Genomic DNA, 19,455 nt, shown 5'->3' on the forward strand with positions numbered 1-19,455 from the left:
CTTTAAATTAAATTGGAGAAGGAATATATATGTTTTTTACCAAAACCCTAGTGGTTTCTCTTTTAAGTATAATAAGCTTTAGTTCTATAGCTCAAACAGCTGAAATCGATAGTCTTTTTGAACATAATAAGTTTGAAAGACTAGAAGATTTTTTGTTCCAGTCTAAGTCGTTAGACTCAATTAACCTTAAGCTAGCGAAGTCACGTTATTACAATACATTTAAACAATTGGAAGAATCATTTAAGATTCTTTACAGCATAGATACTACCACGCTAGATCCTAAGCAAAAGGCCTACTATTTCTATAATCTCGGCGAGTCTTTTGATATGAATAGCAATTTCGATTTTGCTGCGCTTAACTACATCAAGGCACAAATCTATTTTAAAGAGATAGGTGACTTAGTGAGATACAATCGCATTAATTTAGACCTTTTTTACACTGTAGCCAACGAGGATATTTACCAAAAACCAGTAGATTATCTTGATGAATTTCAGAAAATAGCAATCGAACTTAAAGATCCCATGCAAATGGTAGATCTAGAAATTGAGTTAGCTTATATGAGTTTGGAAAGCCCAGATTCTACTTCAGGCTTTCTCGATCATATTTATAACGCCTACCGTTACTTGGAAAAAGATCCCAATATTTATAAGTTAGGAAACGTTCACACTTATCATGCTATGTATTATACGGATGTTGTCATCCAAAAAGATTCAGCAGAATTTTATTATAATAAAGGTATTGATATTTATGAACAACTGGGTTTGCCTCATAAAGCAGCCCTTGGCTATTTTAGTTTGGGAGATCTAAATAGTTTTGTTGGAGATTATGATCGAGCGGTGTATTGGACCAAAAAGGCTAATGGTTATAGGAATTTTAATTATGATTTTGAGTTAACCGCTTATATCAATCAAAAGCTTGCTAAAGATTATAAGGCCTTAAACCAACCCGACTCCGCCTATAAATATTTAAATGAATCTTTACTTTATCGAGACAGTATAGACATTACACAACAAAATATTTCGCTAACCCGATTTGAAGCGGAAAAAAAAGAGAGAGAGAATTTAGTTTTAGAAAAGAAAAATGAAAGAAATCAGTCTATTATATACTCTTCAATAGGAGCTTTTATCCTTCTTGTATTTCTATCTATTGCGATTTATCAAAATGCAAAAAAGAAACAACTCTTAATCCAGAAAAACAAGGCTCTCGAAATTAATAAAATTCAAAAAGAGTTAAAAGAACAAGAAATTAAGGCTATAGATGCACTGGTAGTCGGACAAGAGAAAGAGCGTGCAAGACTTGCAAGTGATTTACACGATAATATCGGGTCTAATTTTACAGCTATCAAGTCTTATTTTGATCATTTGTATACAGAGTTAAAAGCAATAGACTCCAAACCCATAGGTTTTGATAGAGCTTACAATCTACTAGAACAAACCTATCAAGACATCAGATCACTAGCTCACCTAAAACATAGCGGCCTTATGGCTGAAAATGACCTCATTCCTGCCTTGAGTACTTTAAGTAAAAACATCAGTTCCTTTAGTAGGATTGAAGTGGATTTCTTTCATTTTATTCCTACCGAAGACCAACTGGATGATAAATTAGAACTTAATGTGTTTAGAATTATCCAAGAGACCATGGCCAATGTGGTTAAACATTCTCAGGCCAGTAAAGCTTCTATCTCACTCACTAAATCTGATGATCTCTTAAATATTATTGTAGAAGATAACGGTGTTGGTTTTAACAAAAATAAAATTGAAGAAAAAGAGTCTTTCGGCCTACAAAGTATAAAACAGCGAGTCACCTATTTAAAAGGAGAATTCACCATAGATTCTTCAGAAGGTAGTGGGACTACATTAATAATAGATATTCCACTATGATAAGAGTAGCAATTGCAGATGATCACCAAACTCTTATTGACGGTATAAGTCTTCGGTTTGATGGAAATGAGTCCATAGATCTTGTATTTTCTGCCAATGACGGTAAGGATTTCTTAAAACAGCTTAAAATTACTCCGGTAGATCTTGTAATTACAGACCTTAAAATGCCAAAAATGGACGGTGTTACGTTAGCTAGAGAGATTAAGCGAGATTTCAAAAATGTAAAAGTAATAGTTCTCTCTATGTTCGATCAACCAGATGTAATAAATAAAATGGTAGACGTAGATGTGGATGGCTATATCTTGAAGACATCTTCGCTAGATGAGTTGGTAACTGCTATTGGAGAGGTAAATAAGGGAAAGAAATATTTCGATAAGCATCTTCACGGGATTACTAGCTTATTTGATGTTAATTCAACATCTTCAAAAACAAGTCTATCGAATGCAGAAAAGGATATATTAAACCTCATTGCTGAGGGCAAAACATCACAAGAAATAGCTAATGAAAGAGCTTGTGCTGTTTCCACGATCCACACCCACAGAAGAAATATGGCCCATAAACTAGAACTATATGGCAAGGGGGAATTGTTGCGTTATGCTATGGATAAAAAGTATAATTTTGAATAAAGTCAATAAGCATGTCCATATTAATTGTAAGTACAACTAGGAATCCCCAAAAATGGAGAGATACATTAATGTCTAAAAATGAATCTTTAGATATCCAAATTTATCCAGATATTGACCGTCCAGAAGATGTTGAATTCGCCATTTCTTGGAAACATCCAGAAGGTCTTTATAACGATTTTCCAAATCTTAAAGTCATCGCTTCTATGGGAGCAGGTGTGGATCATATTTTGAAAGATAAGAATTTGCCTGAGCAGGTAAGGGTAACAAGAATTGTCGATGAGCAGTTAACAGAAGATATGAGCCAATTTGTCCTATTAAATTGTTTGACGGTCTCTAGAAATCTTTTCACACATATCCAAGATCAATCTGCTAAACTTTGGAATATCAAGCCTTATCAAACTCCAAAACATACTTCAGTTGGTATTATGGGGTATGGTGTTCTTGGACAAGAAGCTGGTAAAGTTTTGAAAAAAAATGGGTTTGAGGTTATAGGGTATGCCAACTCTTCAAAAACAGTAGATGGCATCCGAGTTTATGGAGAAAAAGAACAGGATGAATTTCTAAATAAGACTCAGATTCTTGTTTGTTTATTGCCTCTCACCGAACTCACCACAGGAATTCTGAATCTTGATCTCTTTAGAAAACTAAAAGATAAAGCCTATTTAATTAATGTGGCTAGGGGAGAGCACCTTAACGAAGATGAGTTACTGAAAGCGATAGATCAGGACATTATATGTGGAGCAAGCCTAGATGTTTTTCGAGAAGAACCTCTTCCGAGTTTTCACCCCTTTTGGGAACATCCTCAAATCCAAATCACACCACATATTGCGAGTATAACAGATCTAGAGTCAGTAGACAGTCAATTGCTTGAAAATTATGCGAGGATGAAAAATGGAAAAGCCTTACTGAATGAAGTGAATACTGCAAAAGGATATTAAAGGCTAATGAGCAGCTAAGTTTTTAGTGATTATAAAACCTAAAAAAACAGCCAAGATTCCCAATACAAGGCTTCCTAGAGCATAAAGTAAAAACTCTAAGTAAAGGTTGCTTTTTAATAAATTTAGATTTTCTGAAGAGAAAGTGGAGAACGTTGTAAATCCGCCGCAAAACCCCACCGCTAGTAAAAGCTGTAAATTCGAGTACTGACCTTCAGATTTCATCAACCAACCCAATAAAAGTCCAATTAAAAGACTTCCTAAAACATTCACAGTTAAGGTGCTAAAGAAGTTAAACTTCGAGTCAACTTGTGTTTTAAAAAATAAAGTTACTAGAAATCGGCAAACACTTCCTAATCCACCCCCTAAAAATACAAGCAAAACAGACTTCATATTTATTCAATTATGGGGATATAATAATTTGTAATCCACTTGGATGGATTAACAGTAGAGTTTGAACTGATTTCAAATTCAAGAAAGGGTTTTAGCCGCGTATTGATTTTTAGGGACCTATTCGCAACTATAGTATTGCTATATTTTATAAGCTCCTCCATATTGATATAGTCTCCCGTCAGCTTGGTTTTAAAATAAGCTCCTTGACTAACCGATTTAGACAAAATCTCATAAGTATCAGGGATGGCAATTTTTTCTTGGGAACCTATTCCAGGAGAAAATATCAGATTATCGGTATTTTCATATAAATTCTCAAATAAAATAAGTCTTCCTTTATAGATTTCAAACTTTTGCTCCTTCATAAAGTCTTCTATACTTTTGAAAATTGGCTCAGATTTTTCTAGGATTTTATTATAGTTAAGTTTAGCTGCAGAGGTAGCGTGAAGCAAGTAAAATCGACTGGTTTCAACTTTACCCACCATAGCTATATCATAGACTGAAATTTCTTTTTGGAGAGACCTTTCAAGACTGCTTAAGCTATTTTCAATAGATGTTTTAGCGATGTCTAAATGTGAAATTCCTGTAAATACAGTTTCAGCTTTTTGCCAAAAACTAGCATCAGATTCTAAGTGGAGTATAAGGCTTGAGTTATTTTCTGAAGTTTTAAATTTCCAGGTTATATCAATTTCAGAAAGACTCAACCATGTTTTTAAAGTGAGTTGCTGTACAAGTGAATCTGAAACTTTAGATTTGTTTTGAAGATTGATACTTTCAAATTTAGAATTCTGCCAAGAAAGTATTGAGTTTTCAAAATCATTAGGATTGCTTAGTCTAGGGATTATAGACTCATCTTCATATAATGTAAACCAGTTGGAATAGGTAGAAAAATCTTTAATCTTCGATTCGAAGAGCTTTGCGTTGATGGGGGTTTCAAAATTTATCGTTTCTTGATTATTCACATTTACCGTCGCAATATAGAGGGAGCCCACAACAAAAAGTAAGACAATAAGAAAGAAGATATACTTAAAAAATTTCATATGGTAGTTCTTATATAAACGAATATACTTAAAATCAAGCTATGTTTTAAGATTTAGCGACGTGCTGTGAGTTCTGCAATTTTGACGATGACTTCACTAGCTTTCACCATACTTTCTAAAGGAACATACTCGAATTTTCCATGAAAATTATGTCCTCCAGCAAATATGTTAGGACAGGGTAGGCCTTTATAACTAAGTTGAGCACCATCAGTGCCTCCTCTTATAGGTTTTAGGACGGGAGTGATATTAAGTTCTTTCATGGCTTGCTCGGCAATATCTACAATGTATTTGATAGGCTCTACTTTTTCTTTCATGTTGTAATATTGATCATGAATTTCTAACTCAACAACCTCTTCTCCGTGGGTTTTATTCATTTTAGCAACAACGCCTTCAAAAAGTTCTTTTCTGGCTTCAAATTTTGTTTTGTCATGATCTCTTATAATATAGTTTAATTCAGTAAGCTCAATAGTACCATTCATTTTGCAGAGGTGAAAAAACCCTTCGTAGCCTTCAGTTTGTTCTGGGACTTCCTCTTTTGGTAAGACATCAATAAATTTTTGAGCGAGGTACATCGAATTTACCATTTTTCCTTTTGCGTAGCCTGGATGAACACTTATTCCTTTAAATTTGAGGGTAGCAGACGCAGCATTAAAGTTTTCGTATTCCAATTCGCCAATTTGACTTCCGTCCATGGTGTAAGCGTATGCCGCACCAAATTTTTCGACATCAAAATGGTGGGCGCCTCTTCCTATTTCCTCATCTGGGGTAAAACCGACCCTTAGCTTTCCATGTCTTATTTCGGGGTGGTCTACAAGGTATTCCATCGCCATAATAATTTCTGTAATTCCTGCTTTATCATCCGCGCTTAAGAGAGTAGTTCCATCTGTGGTAATGAGGGTCTGACCTTTGTAAAGTTTAAGATCCTCAAAATAATCGGGAGACAAGATTATATTTTTTTCAGCATTGAGTATAATATCTCCTCCATCATAATTTTCATGAATTTGAGGCTTAATGCTAGAAGCATTGAAATCTGGTGAGGTGTCAAAATGTGATACAAAACCTACCGTTGGAACCTCGTGGTCTACGTTTGAAGGTAAAGTTGCCATAATATAGGCCTTGTCATCTATAGAAACATCTTGTAAACCAATGCGTTCTAACTCCTCTTTTAAGAGATGAGCAATAGTCCACTGTTTTTCTGTACTAGGTGTGTTTTCATTATTTGGATTGCTTTGTGAATCAATTTTGATATAGGTAAGGAATCGATTTAAAAGCGTGTCAGAATTTATCATCTATTGTTCTTATTTTGCTCAAAAATAAGAATTTGTATTCATTAATTTCCAATAAAAAGTTGCTCATCCTAAGATTTACTTTATTTTTACATTCAAATTAAAGTGAAGATGTACAAACAAATTTTAAGGCCAATTTTATTCCAGTTTGATCCTGAAGCTGTACATCATTTTAGTTTCAACGCTTTGAAGTTTGCCTATAGAATCCCTGGTTTTTCTTCAATTTTAAAAAAGAATTTTGTTCTTGAGGATAAAAGATTGGAACGAGAGGTTTTTGGTCTTAAGTTCAAAAACCCCGTTGGCCTAGCGGCAGGGTTTGATAAAAATGCAGAACTCTATAAAGAATTATCTAGCCTTGGCTTTGGTTTTATTGAAATAGGAACAGTCACTCCTAAAGCTCAATCTGGGAATCCAAAAAAGAGGGCGTTTAGACTAAAGCAAGACTCCGCGATTATAAATAGATTCGGGTTTAACAATGAAGGAGTAGAGGAAGCAGTAAAACGATTGAAACAAAATTCAGATATCCTCATAGGGGGAAATATCGGTAAAAATAAAGCGACACCTAATGAAGACGCTATCACTGATTATGATATCAGTTTTGAAGCCCTGTTTGATTATGTAGATTACTTTGTGGTGAATGTGAGTTCGCCGAATACTCCCAACTTAAGAGCTTTGCAAGATAAGGAGCCTCTACAAAAGCTTCTAAACCACTTACAAGCCAAGAATGGAAAAAAGCCAAAACCAAAACCTATTTTGCTAAAAATAGCGCCAGACCTCTCTGAAGAACAATTAATGGATATTATCGACATTGTTATATCGAGTAAAATAGCAGGTGTTATTGCGACCAATACTACTATTTCTAGAGAAGGGCTGTCTTCAATTCATAAAGATGAAGCAGGAGGTCTAAGTGGGAAGCCACTTACCAAATCGTCTACAGAGGTGATTCGCTTTTTATCGACCAAAAGCAGTAAAGCCTTCCCAATTATTGGGGTTGGTGGGATTATGACGCCACAAGATGCTTTGGAAAAACTAGATGCTGGTGCAAGTCTCGTTCAGCTGTATACCGGTTTTGTTTACGAAGGCCCAAGTCTTATCAAAGCCATCAATCAAGCTATTCTAGATCGTAATCCCAAGTAATACATGCTTGAGCAAATTCTTCCATTTCTTATCGCTTCTATTTTTTTAACACTTTCACCAGGGCCTGACATTATTTATGTTCTTTCTCAAAGCTTGGTTGGAGGCTATCGGCGAGGACTTATCATCGCCGCAGGATTGGTGACTGGTATAATTGTTCATACGTCTTTGGTTGCTTTTGGAGTGTCACTGGTTATTAAAAACTCTGAGACCTTGTTCTGGGGTATAAAAATCGCAGGAGCCTTATACTTATTTTATTTAGCTTACAAAGTATATATATCTTCCCGAGGTGAAGGATTTTCCTCAAGTGAGGAAACCAAAATCAGCAAATCTAGTTCCAGCTATTATAAAACAGGTTTGGTTATGAATATGCTCAATCCTAAAGTAACCATCTTTTTTTTAGCCTTCTTCCCAGGGTTTTTGTGGGATACCAACTCCAATTTAGTTCTTCAATTTTACATTTTAGGGGGCTTATTTATGCTTCAGGCCTTTCTTATTTTTAGTGTAGTTTCAGTTTTAGCAGGTAAGGTGTCGACAGTGTTGTTTCAGAAGTCAAGTCATTTTTCTTTTTTGAAATGGTTTCAAATACTAACTTTTATAGCCATAGCTATTCTGATTTTACTTTAAGCTAATTTCATTTTTCTAAAAACCTTAAAACTGTATATTTGGCCTATGAAATCCGTTAAGTTAATTGAGTGTCCTAGAGATGCGATGCAAGGCATAAAGTCTTTTATTCCAACTGAAGAAAAAGTAAAATACATCCAATCCCTTTTAAGGTGTGGGTTCGATACTATAGATTTTGGAAGTTTTGTATCGCCTAAAGCGATTCCACAAATGCAAGACACTTCTAAAGTCTTATCCATGCTGGATTTATCTGCTACTCAAAGTAAACTTTTAGCTATTGTAGCAAATCAAAGAGGAGCTCAAGAGGCTTCCCAGTTTCCAGAAATCGATTATTTGGGATATCCTTTTTCAATTTCCGAAAATTTCCAAATGCGAAATACGCATAAGACCATTGCAGAATCTGTTGAGGTTTTAAAATCTATACTTGAGATAGCTCATAAGTCCAATAAATCTGTTGTTGCGTATTTATCTATGGGATTTGGAAATCCTTATGGAGATCCGTGGAACACGGATATCGTAGGGAAGTGGACTGAAACCCTGGCAGATCTCGGGGTAAAAATTCTATCCTTATCGGATACTGTAGGGAGTTCCACTCCAGAGGTGATCGAAGATTTATTTTCTACGCTTATTCCTAAATACCCTACTATGGAATTTGGTGCTCATCTACACACTACTTCAGACGCCTGGTTCGAAAAAGTAGATGCGGCTACTAATGGAGGATGTAGGAGGTTTGACGGAGCTGTACAGGGATTTGGCGGTTGCCCTATGGCTAAAGATGATCTGACCGGAAATATGCAAACTGAAAAAATGCTCTCTTATTTTAATTCTAAGAAGATGGAGAATTCCATAAAAATGACAAGTTTTGAAGCAGCTTACAATAAAGCATCAGACTTATTTTCTAAATACCATTAGTATACTTTTTGGAGGATTCCTTTCTTTTTTACTTAGTTTTGCAGTGTGGAAAATTTAAAGAAAGATATACGGGCGTTAAGCAAACAAGAGTTGAATGAATTTTTTGTTTCTCAAGGGGATAAATCATTTAGGGGATCTCAAGTCTACAATTGGCTCTGGAACAAAGCAACTTACAATTTTGAGGACATGACCAACTTGTCCAAAGAGACTCGACAAATGCTTGAGGATAATTTCGTAATAAATCATATTGAGGTAGACGAGATGCAACGAAGTAAAGATGGTACTATCAAAAATGCCGTTAAACTTCACGATGGTTTTACTGTTGAATCTGTATTGATTCCAACCTTATCCAGGACCACTGCTTGTGTGTCTTCTCAGGTGGGATGTAGTTTGGATTGTAAATTTTGCGCCACTGCGAAATTGAAACGAATGCGAAACCTCAATGCCGATGAAATTTTTGACCAAGTGGTCGCTATCGACAAAGAGAGTAGACTTTATAATGGCATTCCATTGTCCAATATTGTATTCATGGGAATGGGAGAACCCTTGATGAATTATAAAAACGTGCTTAAGTCTGTAGAAAAAATTACCTCTCCTGATGGATTGGGCATGTCGCCAAAGCGAATTACTCTATCCACTTCTGGAGTTCCAAAAATGATAAAAAAACTGGCAGATGATGATGTTAAATTTCATTTAGCGGTATCTCTTCACTCCGCGATTGATGAAATAAGAACTCAAATTATGCCATTCAATGCAAAATTTCCTTTGGCAGATCTTAAGGACTCCTTGTTATACTGGTACGAGAAAACAGGTAAATCTGTGACTTATGAATATATTGTTTGGAAAGGTATTAACGATACTCAAGAGGACATAAGCGCTTTAGTAAAGTTTTGTCAATTGATTCCTTGTAAGGTGAATATCATAGAGTATAACCCAATAGATGACGGGCAGTTTCAACAAGGAAGTGACGATGCTGTTGCCAAACACGTCAATGCCCTAGAGGCTAATCATATTACGGTGACCCTAAGACATTCTAGAGGGAAGGATATAGATGCCGCTTGTGGACAGCTGGCTAATAAGATTAACGCTTAATTTAAATAAAAAGTATCTAAAATATAAAAGCTCCGATCATTGATCGGAGCTTTTATTTAAACCTAAGAACTTATAATTCTTATTGTTTTACAAATTTGAATGTATTCACTTGATTTCCTGAAGCAACTTTAGCAATATAAAGTCCAGTGCTTAAGCTAGACACATTAACTGAAGCCTTGTCAGAATTTAAGTCTTGAGTTAAAACTTCTTGACCTAAAACATTATAAAGAGAAACATTGTCTAAGTTAAAACTAGACTGAATAGTTAACTGGCCTGCATTATAGAAATAATCTAAGTTTGAAGTATTAAACTCTGTGTTAGAAAGAGTTGATGTAGTTACTTTAAAATCATCTAGAATTAAAGAATATGCATCACTACCAATATAATGAATAGCAACATAAATATTTTCTCCTGCAAATCCATCTAAATTAAAAACGAATTCTGTCCATTCTTCAGGTGCAGGTGATTGATTTGGTAGAATCACAAAAAAGTCACCAGCTTCAGTACCAGTCGTAGAGATTTCAAGATTAAAAGTTTCAGGACCGAATTCATCAGTTGGTGCTTTTGCCCAAAAGCTAAGAGTATTCCCAGAGCTACCTAAAGTAATTCGTGGAGTAATTAATCTATCATCATTTGCAGTAGCACCGCCATCTTGACTTGGTACAGCTGCAAAAGCATTGATTGTTTTGTCGCCAGTTCTAGCGGACCATGCGTCTTCACTATCAAGAGGTGTAGCTACAGCTGAGGGGTTAAATACAATAAACGACCCAACATATCCACCATTTTCAAAATCTGCTCCTTCACCGATTATATACGTCTGTAAACCATCACCATCTATAAGGGTCCAGTCGCCAATATCTTCAATTATAAAATCATCATAGTCTTCAAAGCTGTCTTCAAAGAGTGTTATTTGAGATTTGCCTACAAAGGAAATCATTGCTAAAATAAATAAAAAAGTAATTTTTTTCATAGTGTTAAAATTTTAAAATTAATTCATAAATATAATAAAAAATATTTGTTCAACTGCGTTTGCTTTGGTTTTTTTAAAAAATTAGCATTTGTTTTCTTTAACTTAGGAATGTTTGTTTCTGGTCATGGTATTATACCAATTTAGTATTCAAATGTTGGATAAAATCTGTTTATTTTCCACTTATTAATCGTCATAAAATAGAACCGTAACTATTGCTATGCTTATATTTTTTTCCTCAACTAAGTAAAAAACATGTGCTGAGCTACGTCGTAGTATAATTCAAATTTTTAATCTCTATTGGGTTTAATTTCCCGAGGCTTGCCTCGTGTTTTAAGGAAAGTTTGAAAACGGATGGTTTTCATCAATCAAAAACGACCATCTAAATGCCTCGTGGGCTTGCCCCGAGGATTCTTCACTACAATTTTTAAAAACTAAATTGGTATTAATGCCTTTTTAAGACATAAAATTCAAGCTTGTTATCTATTGAAAACGGTCTCACAAATAAAAGAGCCCGTAGCTCATGAGATGAAACTTTTTGAAAAAAAGTTTCATCTTCTCGTGGAGTGCTTCTCAATAAAATCGATGGCTTTTTGTGTTTAAAAAGAAAGACAGGAGTCTAATTGAACTTGAGGCTTAGTGCTTTAAAATAAAAGACCTTTTCATCCAAAATGTCTTTTTTTTTAATGAGCATAGAATTAATAATCTTTATAAGTCCTTTTTCCTTGTCTTTATCTAGTTGGTTTACAATATTAATTATCTGTGAAAAGGATATTTTTTCTAAGAGCTTCATAAATCCTGCAATCCAGAAGGCTATCTAGAGACTAGTAGTTCAGAAATAGTTAAGTATATTTAGTAGTATAAAGACCACTTAGGAAACATTAGATTGAGTTATAAAGATGGAGCAAACGGTGTGGAAATCGTAGAAGAAAACAATTACTATCCCTTTGGTCTAAAACACAAGGGTTACAATAATGTTGTGAGTTCTAATGGGAACAGTGCAGCGCAGAAGTTTGGATTTCGCGGTAAAGAATTAAATGAAGAACTTGGATTAGAATGGCACGATTTTGATGCGAGGAATTATGATGTGAGTTTAGGTCGGTGGATGAATCTTGACCCACTTGCAGAATTAATGAGAAGACACTCGCCATATAACTACGCCTTTGACAATCCCATCTACTTTACAGACCCTGATGGGATGTATCCAATGTCACCAGCTGCTATGAAATCTACAGCTACAGAAGTGTATGATTATAGTTCTGGGAATGGAAGTGGGTCATTGAAGAGTGGTGGAGGTAGTGATGATATAGTTTTTAATTCTATAGATAAAAAAGGGAATAAAACAGAGTTAGGGAGAATTGTAACTGATGAGTTTGACCAAGAAATAAATATTGACCAAAATTTAATCCCTTTTGATATACCTGAAAACTACGACCCTGTAAATGTAGATTTGAATGCAAGTGAAATAGCAAGTACTGCGCTTGAAAATACAGGAATACAAGCATTTTCTTTAGATCTTTCTGGTGAAGCTGCATTTAAAGTTGGTGTTCAACTTGAAATTAGTTTAATTGTTATAGTTGCAGGAAAGAATAAAGGTGATTGGGGAGTTGCTCTACAAGGAAATGGGTTATTAGGACTTGAAGGAAGTTTTACAGGTAGTGCTTCGGCTTATTGGCCAATATCTAATGGAGACCTATCTTTATATAAATTAAGAGGCCCTGAGTATGGTGTTCAGGGAAGCGGTTTTGGTGTAGCAGGCTCTTACTTTGAGGGGTTTGAATTTACAACTTCTTATCCTTTTGCAAATAGAGTTTATAGAGGAGCTTCATTAGGCGGTTCAAAGGGTATTCCTGAATTGGGCGGAAGTGGTTCTGCGTATATTGGAGTTAGTGAATTCTTATACAGGTCAAAAAAATAAATAATGATATGAATAAATATTTTATTTTTCTAATGGTGCTTTTCTGTTCTTGCACAAAATATAAAGGAAATCAAGACAGTCTTAAATATGATATTATAAAAATTGAATTTGATGGATATTCAAAGGACTATGAAACAAAAGAAAAGATTGCCATCTCTATTACAGATTCTACTGAAGTTAGGAATCTGAATAATTTAAAAAACACCTCACAACGAAAATGGTTTGCTAATGTTAAAGGCACAGAATTTATAATTCGATTAGTCTATACAGATTCTAGAACAGGAGAACAGTTATTGGTTTGTATCTTAAAAAGTATAGATTCTACGCCAACTATAGAATATGGTTCAGGAACTCTATTTGATGGAAGCTATAAAAACGACAAATTCTTTAATTATGTTGCTTCTATAATCAATTTAGAAGATATAAAGCAATACAATGGTAATTTAAGCCAAGAGGAGTACGAGAAACTTTAATTAACCCAGGCTATAAAAGTTATCTAACTTGAATGGCATTTTTTACATAATATTCTGGAGCTTTGTCTGCTTCAAGAATGCATCAAGGAGAGCGAAAACGTGTTGTTATTCGTTCTCTTTTAGTTTTTGGATATCAAGAACACGATTAACAATACTTGTTTCTAAAAGTGTATCTGTAGAGCCTACAATATAATCCAAAGAAACTTCCAGAGCTTCGGCTAACTGTGTAGCCATCTCAATAGATGGTTTTACTTCCCCCCTGCTGGTGCGAGCGTAATTAGTCGGAACGGCTAGCGCGAGCATCTTGCTCGTGCCCTCAAAGAAAAGTAAACTGATTTTTATCTATTTTTACTAAAAAGAGTTGATGAGCAGAAAGTATAAATTTGCAGATAAATCTGGTGCGTACTTTATAAGCTTTGCTACTGTGAACTGGATAGATGTATTTACTAGAGACGCTTACTTTTGGTGTATTATAGAATCGTTAGATTTTTGCAGAAAAAATAAAGGCATGGAGCTTTATGGTTATTGTATCATGCCAAGCCACGTTCATTTAATTTTTCGGTCAGCATTAAACGATCCTTCAGGATTAATAAGAGATTTTAAAGGGTTTACTTCAAAGAAAATAGTTAAAATCATTGATGATAATCCACATGAAAGCCGAAAAGAATGGATGCTCTGGATGTTTGAACGTGCTGGCAAAAAAAAAATAGCAATGTTGCCAATAAACAGTTTTGGCAGCAGAATAATAAACCAATAGAGATTTGGTCATTAAACGTATTTGAGCAGAAACTAAAATACATACACAACAATCCTGTTGTATCAGGCTTTGTGACCAACCCAATAGATTGGAAATTTAGCAGTGCAAGAAATTATGGTAATGATGACCATACCATTTTGGAAATTGATATAAATTAGATAGTGTGTACGAGCGAGACGCTCGCATCAGCTGGAGGCTATATAAACCTTTCAACCCAGAAGGCTATTTAGAGCCCAGTAGTTCAGAAATATTTAAGTATATTTATAAATATAACTTAGGAAACATTAGATTGAGTTATAAAGATGGAGCAAACGGTGTGGAAATCGTAGAAGAAAACAATTACTATCCTTTTGGGCTCAAGCATGAAGGGTACAATGGTTCTATAAATGGGACTGACCATAAATATGGTTTTGGTGGTAAAGAAGAACAGGATGAACTTGGGTTGGACTGGATAGATATTACAGCTAGGAATTATGATGCGAGTTTGGGGCGATGGATGAATATTGACCCACTTGCCGAAATCATGAGAAGGCACTCGCCATATAACTACGCATTTGACAATCCTATCTTCTTTACAGATCCTGATGGGATGTATCCAATGTCACCAGTTGCTATGCAATCTACAGCTACAGAAGTGTATGATTATACTTTTGGGGATGATAGAGGGGCATCAAAGAGTGGTGGAGGTAGTGATAGCAAAACTACAGACTATCAGGCTAAGTTTACACAAATAGGCGAGGATCTTGCCAATATGGATACTAGCCTTGATGGAGGAGATGGAAATTGTTGTCCAATTAGCATTCCAATCGACGCCAACGCAACTAGTTTTAGTGAGGATGTGGGACTAAGTGATATGGGGCAAAGCGGGGGGATGTGGGATTTAAATTCCGATGGATTATTTCAGAAAAATGAAGCTGATAATTGGTGGTTAACTGCTAAGGGTGTTGATGTGTCTGTGAATAATTCTAATATTGATTGGTCAGGATTAACAGTGCCCAAAGGAAAAGGGAGAGGTGATATATTTGCTATAAGTACTACAGATGCGTTTATAAATCTGCCTTATGAAACAGCTTCAACTTACGGAGGGACATCATTTTCTGTACTTAGTTCTTCTAAAGTGACGGTGTTAGACCAAAAGTATCACTACAAATATAGGAGTAATAATTCCATGGAAAATATAATGAGAAACGTAGCAACTTGGCTAGGCAAACCTTCTGGACAGGGTACAGATTTTATGATTAGGTATAAATACCCAATAATTAATATCAAATGAAAAAGTGGATAATCTTATTAGTTGTGTTGCTTTTAGGAATGATAGCACTATTTTCTCTACAGAAAGATGAGCAGGATTTGGGTGATAACTACTATTATCTGCCATTATATGAAGCAATAGATGTAGGTCTTCCAGATGGGGCAATTGTTTACAAATCAACACAGAAATATTCATTTGATGAAGTGAAAATTAAGGGCGATGTTGTTAGTATTGATTGCAATGAAAAATTTATCATAGTAATTAGAAAGCCTAAAGAAGTCAAGTATGAGGAAATATATACCAAAAGTAGTTTAGGGACAGATTCCTTAGAATACTTTATTGTAGTGAAAAAGTCAGATTTGGTAAAAGGTCCTTTTTCAAAACAGAAGTATCTTGGAAAAAGGAAAGAATTAGGAGTGTCGAAGGATTTAAAATTAGATTTTGAGGAATAAAATTAGTAGCCTTGGAATAAGGCGTTCTTTTTTGTTTTGAAGAAGACCAAAGCGGGGGTGGTCTTCCTGGTTGGACAGGAGATGCTAATCAAGCAGCGAGTGCTTTCGGGATTGGTAATGGAGTTAAAGATGCTCTTATTGACGGTGTCGTTAAATTAGAAAGAGGTACGACCAAAATTAATAATGTTAGTAGACTTCGAGTGTTAGGGAAAACTGCAGGATACTCAAAATATGTAAAAGGTCTTGGTGTTGTTGGAGCTGGCATATCAACAACGTATTCGGTTGCTAATGCAGGTAATTACTATTACAATGGAGGGACAGATTGGCAAGTTGGAACGAAAGCTTCCCTTGATATTATAATGACTGGAGTAGGGTTTTTAGGTCCAATTGGTTTAGGTGTAAGCGCAACTTACTTTATAATTGATGCCTCAGGAGGCTTTAGAGATTTTGGAAAAATAGAATAGATGAATTTATTAAAGACATTGTATTGTAAGTACTACAATTTTCAGGTTAAGTTTGGTAATAAAGATATAGCACCTTTTAGTTCAATGCTAATTATAGCATTTACGATAATGTTATATTATTTCAGTGCTTTTTTTCTAACCATATTATTTATTCCAAAAGGAATTATTAACACCAAAATATTTGTTTACGCTTCTATCAGTCTGTTACTCGCATTAGTGTTGGTGTTGTACTTTGTGTTAGTTCACAAAGCAAAATACAAAGTTGTTTTGAAGGAGTATGAGAATAAAAAAGGTGTGTTTTTAGCAGCTATATTTCCTCTATTAGCATTTCTACTTTTTAATGCAAGTTGGATATTAAAAATGCTTCAAAATCAAGGAAAATTCTAATATGAAAGCCAGAGGCTAATTTGTTGTTTAGGGGGTATACAGGATATGAGCACATGCCAGAATTTGGTTTAATAAATATGAATGGTCGTTTGTACGACCCAAAGGTAGGGCATATGCTAAGTGCTGATAATTTTGTGCAAGCAAAAACCAGAAGAAAACGGTTCAGTAGAAAGATTTAATTAAAGAGTAAAAAACCCCCTGCTGGTGCGAGTGTAATTAGCCGGAACGGCTAGCGCGAGCATCATGCTCGTGCCCTCAAAGAAAAGTAAACTGATTTTTATCTATTTTTACTAAAAAGAGTTGATGAGCAGGAAGTATAAATTTGCAGATAAATCTGGTGCGTACTTTATAAGCTTTGCTACTGTGAACTGGATAGATGTATTTACTAGAGACGCTTATTTTTGGTGTATTATAGAATCGTTAGATTTTTGCAGAAAAAATAAAGGCATGGAGCTTTATGGTTATTGTATCATGCCAAGCCACGTTCATTTAATTTTTCGGTCAGCATTAAACGATCCTTCAGGATTAATAAGAGATTTTAAAGGGTTTACTTCAAAGAAAATGGTTAAAATCATTGATGATAATCCACAAGAAAGCCGAAAAGAATGGATGCTCTGGATGTTTGAACATGCTGGCAAAAAAAATAGCAATGTTGCCAATAAACAGTTTTGGCAGCAGAATAATAAACCAATAGAGATTTGGTCATTAAACGTATTTGAGCAGAAACTAAAATACATACACGACAATCCTGTTGTATCAGGCTTTGTGACCAACCCAATAGATTGGAAATTTAGCAGTGCAAGAAATTATGGTAATGATGACCATACCATTTTGGAAATTGATATAAATTAGATAGTGTGTACGAGCGAGACGCTCGCACCAGCTGGGGGGTAGTAGAACGAACTAATGCTTATCAATTTTATAAAGTAAAACGAATTCCTAAAAATTAATTGGACATGAAAAAGCATAAACTTATTATAATAATCGTAATCTTTATTAATTTGTATTCTTGTAAAAAAGAAACATATGTTTTTGATGAAAATTTACTAATCGGTAATTGGTCAAAAACTGACACTAATGATTATCAAGAATATTATTTTGATAAGGAAAACATGTATGCATATAGCCTTAAATCAGGAAGTACTTTACATTACATTTTTAAAATGAAAGAAGATAGTCTTTATCTTTCGTTAGTATATCAAGAAGTTAAGGAGGACTTTAAATTTTATGATAAAATAATAAAAATTGATTCAATAAAAATGAAATTAGAAAATAGAATTTTTCTTAAGGTTACAAAAAATAATACTTTAAGAATGTTTATCAATAAAGAAATATCATCTAACGATTATTTTAAGGCTTGTGTGCAAAGGAGTGACGTATTGAGTAAGTAAACAAAATAAGCCACCTTTAACGATGTGGTTTTTTTATGCTTTTAGAATTTAGCCTTTCCATCCAACAAATCCTTTATGCATTTTTTAGTTAGCATAGAATTAATAATCTTTATAAGTCCTTTTTCCTTGTCTTCATCTAGTTGGTTTACAATATTAATTATCTGCGAAAAGGATATTTTTTCTAAGAGCTTCATAAATCCTGCAATCCAGAAGGCTATCTAGAGCCCAGTAGTTCAGAAATATTTAAGTATATTTACCAGTATAAAGACCACTTAGGAAACATTAGATTGAGTTATAAAGATGGGGCAAACGGTGTGGAAATCGTAGAAGAAAACAATTACTATCCCTTTGGCCTCAAGCATGAAGGGTACAATGGTTCTATAAATGGGACTGACCATAAATATGGCTTTGGTGGCAAAGAAGAAAACAAAGAACTTGACTTAGAATGGCTCGATTTTGGGGCTCGTAATTACGACCCTTCTATAGGACGTTGGATGAATCTTGACCCATTGGCGGAGTTAATGAGAAGATACTCGCCATATAATTACGCCTTTGACAATTCTATCTACTTTACAGATCCTGATGGGATGTATCCAATGTCACCAGTTGCTATGAAATCTACAGCTACAGAAGTGTATGATTATACTTCTGGGAATGAAAGAGGGGCATCAAAGAGTGGTGGAGGTAATGATAGCAAAACTACAGACTATCAGGCTAAGTTTACACAAATAGGCGAGGATCTTGCCAATATGGATACTAGCCTTGATGGAGGAGATGGAAATTGTTGTCCACAAGACGTGGTCAACCCTGATAATCCAATTGAACTTGATACGGTGGTAATAAACGTATCGAAGAACAATTCCTACGGGGCAGACTCAGATTATAGTGGTGGTCTTGAAAGTTACAAATCACGTTACGGTTTCGATGGGGACTATGACAATGTATTTTCACAGTATTTTACTAAATGGGGCAGCTCTTATATTCCAATCGCTTACAGGAATGATCTAAACTCGATAGATGCTACTGGTTTCGCCGAAAACTTTTCTGCTGGATGGAATAACTGGGATCCTGATGGAATGGGTAATTTCTTGATGAAAGCAGTATCATATTCTATAGGAGGCACCATTTTAGGCGTGGCAGGAACCGGAATTATTGGAGGTTATTCAACAGGCGGGATATTGGCCTCATCATCAAGTCAAAGTGTAGGCTCTTTCACTCAAGGAATTATGATTCGAGGCGGAGTTAGACGAATGGTTTTTAGAAATTCGCTTGGGCAGTTTGCTCGAGGAACTGGTATTCGTGAGACTTCAAGAATGTATTCTCAACGTATGGGTCTTAACGCTTTAGGTCAAGCGACAAGAACTACTGCAACCATAATACCACCAAATTGGGGAGCAGCAGCAAGATGGATAGTTGGAGGAGGCTTATCAGGAGCTACAGGCTACTATTTATATAAAGAAAGTTTAAAAAAGTGA

At 35.0% G+C, this 19,455-nt stretch carries 21 protein-coding genes and 1 pseudogene; 17 read left to right on the forward strand and 5 right to left on the reverse strand.

Features of this window, described 5'->3' with window-relative positions:
- Positions 1 to 29: 29 nt before the first annotated feature.
- Genes P700755_RS14180 through P700755_RS14190 form a run of 3 tightly spaced genes read left to right on the forward strand, consistent with a single transcriptional unit; the run spans position 30 to position 3,444 of the window.
- On the forward strand, positions 30 to 1,880 hold the full coding sequence (locus P700755_RS14180; RefSeq protein WP_015025332.1) for a sensor histidine kinase: 1,851 nt from the start codon (positions 30 to 32) through the stop codon (positions 1,878 to 1,880).
- The gene (locus P700755_RS14185; RefSeq protein ID WP_015025333.1) at positions 1,877 to 2,506 is read left to right on the forward strand and encodes a response regulator transcription factor; all 630 of its coding nucleotides are present in this window, start codon (positions 1,877 to 1,879) and stop codon (positions 2,504 to 2,506) included. The genes P700755_RS14180 and P700755_RS14185 overlap by 4 nt, the downstream gene beginning before the upstream one ends.
- Positions 2,507 to 2,517: 11 nt before the next feature.
- Positions 2,518 to 3,444: a 2-hydroxyacid dehydrogenase gene (locus P700755_RS14190; protein ID WP_015025334.1), complete on the forward strand. Its 927-nt coding sequence runs from the start codon at positions 2,518 to 2,520 to the stop codon at positions 3,442 to 3,444.
- 3 nt (positions 3,445 to 3,447) lie between these two features.
- Here P700755_RS14190 and crcB read toward each other — a convergent pair whose 3' ends face one another.
- From crcB to pepT, 3 genes are read right to left on the reverse strand one after another with little or no spacing between them, the layout of a single operon-like run.
- Positions 3,448 to 3,834 carry a fluoride efflux transporter CrcB gene (gene crcB, locus P700755_RS14195; RefSeq protein ID WP_015025335.1) on the reverse strand — a complete coding sequence of 129 codons (387 nt, stop codon included), beginning with the start codon at positions 3,832 to 3,834 and terminating at the stop codon, positions 3,448 to 3,450.
- 2 nt (positions 3,835 to 3,836) lie between these two features.
- Entirely contained in the window at positions 3,837 to 4,871 is a 1,035-nt protein-coding gene (locus P700755_RS14200; RefSeq protein WP_015025336.1) for a hypothetical protein, read from the reverse strand.
- A gap of 53 nt (positions 4,872 to 4,924) precedes the next feature.
- Positions 4,925 to 6,160: a peptidase T gene (pepT, locus tag P700755_RS14205; RefSeq protein WP_015025337.1), complete on the reverse strand. Its 1,236-nt coding sequence runs from the start codon at positions 6,158 to 6,160 to the stop codon at positions 4,925 to 4,927.
- 108 nt (positions 6,161 to 6,268) lie between these two features.
- On the opposite strand from pepT, the gene P700755_RS14210 reads away from it, so the two are divergent.
- Genes P700755_RS14210 through rlmN form a run of 4 tightly spaced genes read left to right on the forward strand, consistent with a single transcriptional unit; the run spans position 6,269 to position 9,919 of the window.
- Positions 6,269 to 7,294 carry a quinone-dependent dihydroorotate dehydrogenase gene (locus P700755_RS14210; protein WP_015025338.1) on the forward strand — a complete coding sequence of 342 codons (1,026 nt, stop codon included), beginning with the start codon at positions 6,269 to 6,271 and terminating at the stop codon, positions 7,292 to 7,294.
- A gap of 3 nt (positions 7,295 to 7,297) precedes the next feature.
- Positions 7,298 to 7,918 carry a LysE family translocator gene (locus tag P700755_RS14215; RefSeq protein WP_015025339.1) on the forward strand — a complete coding sequence of 207 codons (621 nt, stop codon included), beginning with the start codon at positions 7,298 to 7,300 and terminating at the stop codon, positions 7,916 to 7,918.
- 45 nt (positions 7,919 to 7,963) lie between these two features.
- Positions 7,964 to 8,827, forward strand: coding sequence for a hydroxymethylglutaryl-CoA lyase (locus P700755_RS14220; protein WP_041758401.1), 864 nt, complete (start codon positions 7,964 to 7,966; stop codon positions 8,825 to 8,827).
- Positions 8,828 to 8,872: 45 nt separating this feature from the next.
- Positions 8,873 to 9,919, forward strand: a complete 1,047-nt coding sequence (rlmN, locus tag P700755_RS14225; RefSeq protein WP_015025341.1) for a dual-specificity RNA methyltransferase RlmN — start codon at positions 8,873 to 8,875, stop codon at positions 9,917 to 9,919.
- 79 nt (positions 9,920 to 9,998) lie between these two features.
- Here rlmN and P700755_RS14230 read toward each other — a convergent pair whose 3' ends face one another.
- Positions 9,999 to 10,889 carry a T9SS-dependent choice-of-anchor J family protein gene (locus tag P700755_RS14230; RefSeq protein WP_015025342.1) on the reverse strand — a complete coding sequence of 297 codons (891 nt, stop codon included), beginning with the start codon at positions 10,887 to 10,889 and terminating at the stop codon, positions 9,999 to 10,001.
- A gap of 883 nt (positions 10,890 to 11,772) precedes the next feature.
- Between P700755_RS14230 and P700755_RS14235 the strand changes: the two genes are divergently transcribed.
- The gene (locus P700755_RS14235; RefSeq protein WP_015025344.1) at positions 11,773 to 12,804 is read left to right on the forward strand and encodes an RHS repeat domain-containing protein; all 1,032 of its coding nucleotides are present in this window, start codon (positions 11,773 to 11,775) and stop codon (positions 12,802 to 12,804) included.
- An 8-nt stretch (positions 12,805 to 12,812) separates the two neighbouring features.
- Positions 12,813 to 13,277: a hypothetical protein gene (locus P700755_RS14240; RefSeq protein WP_015025345.1), complete on the forward strand. Its 465-nt coding sequence runs from the start codon at positions 12,813 to 12,815 to the stop codon at positions 13,275 to 13,277.
- Between the two features lie 105 nt (positions 13,278 to 13,382).
- Here the strand turns inward: P700755_RS14240 and P700755_RS21040 are convergent, their stop codons facing one another.
- Entirely contained in the window at positions 13,383 to 13,511 is a 129-nt protein-coding gene (locus P700755_RS21040) for a hypothetical protein (RefSeq protein WP_281013809.1), read from the reverse strand.
- A gap of 130 nt (positions 13,512 to 13,641) precedes the next feature.
- Between P700755_RS21040 and P700755_RS14250 the strand changes: the two are divergent.
- From P700755_RS14250 to P700755_RS18840, 8 genes and pseudogenes are all read left to right on the forward strand, one after another.
- Positions 13,642 to 14,192: pseudogene (locus P700755_RS14250) on the forward strand (REP-associated tyrosine transposase).
- A 5-nt stretch (positions 14,193 to 14,197) separates the two neighbouring features.
- Positions 14,198 to 15,307: an RHS repeat domain-containing protein gene (locus tag P700755_RS21125; RefSeq protein WP_015025346.1), complete on the forward strand. Its 1,110-nt coding sequence runs from the start codon at positions 14,198 to 14,200 to the stop codon at positions 15,305 to 15,307.
- A complete protein-coding gene (locus tag P700755_RS14260) occupies positions 15,304 to 15,738 on the forward strand; it encodes a DUF3997 domain-containing protein (protein WP_015025347.1) in 435 nt (144 codons plus the stop codon). The genes P700755_RS21125 and P700755_RS14260 overlap by 4 nt, the downstream gene beginning before the upstream one ends.
- Positions 15,739 to 15,938: 200 nt before the next feature.
- Positions 15,939 to 16,202 carry a hypothetical protein gene (locus P700755_RS14265; RefSeq protein WP_041758403.1) on the forward strand — a complete coding sequence of 88 codons (264 nt, stop codon included), beginning with the start codon at positions 15,939 to 15,941 and terminating at the stop codon, positions 16,200 to 16,202.
- A complete protein-coding gene (locus P700755_RS14270; RefSeq protein WP_015025348.1) occupies positions 16,203 to 16,589 on the forward strand; it encodes a hypothetical protein in 387 nt (128 codons plus the stop codon).
- 303 nt (positions 16,590 to 16,892) lie between these two features.
- Entirely contained in the window at positions 16,893 to 17,441 is a 549-nt protein-coding gene (locus tag P700755_RS14275) for an REP-associated tyrosine transposase (RefSeq protein ID WP_015025349.1), read from the forward strand.
- Positions 17,442 to 17,545: 104 nt separating this feature from the next.
- The gene (locus tag P700755_RS14280; RefSeq protein ID WP_015025350.1) at positions 17,546 to 17,980 is read left to right on the forward strand and encodes a hypothetical protein; all 435 of its coding nucleotides are present in this window, start codon (positions 17,546 to 17,548) and stop codon (positions 17,978 to 17,980) included.
- 287 nt (positions 17,981 to 18,267) lie between these two features.
- A complete protein-coding gene (locus P700755_RS18840) occupies positions 18,268 to 19,455 on the forward strand; it encodes an RHS repeat-associated core domain-containing protein (RefSeq protein ID WP_015025352.1) in 1,188 nt (395 codons plus the stop codon).

This window comes from Psychroflexus torquis ATCC 700755 (assembly GCF_000153485.2).
Lineage (GTDB): Bacteria > Bacteroidota > Bacteroidia > Flavobacteriales > Flavobacteriaceae > Psychroflexus > Psychroflexus torquis.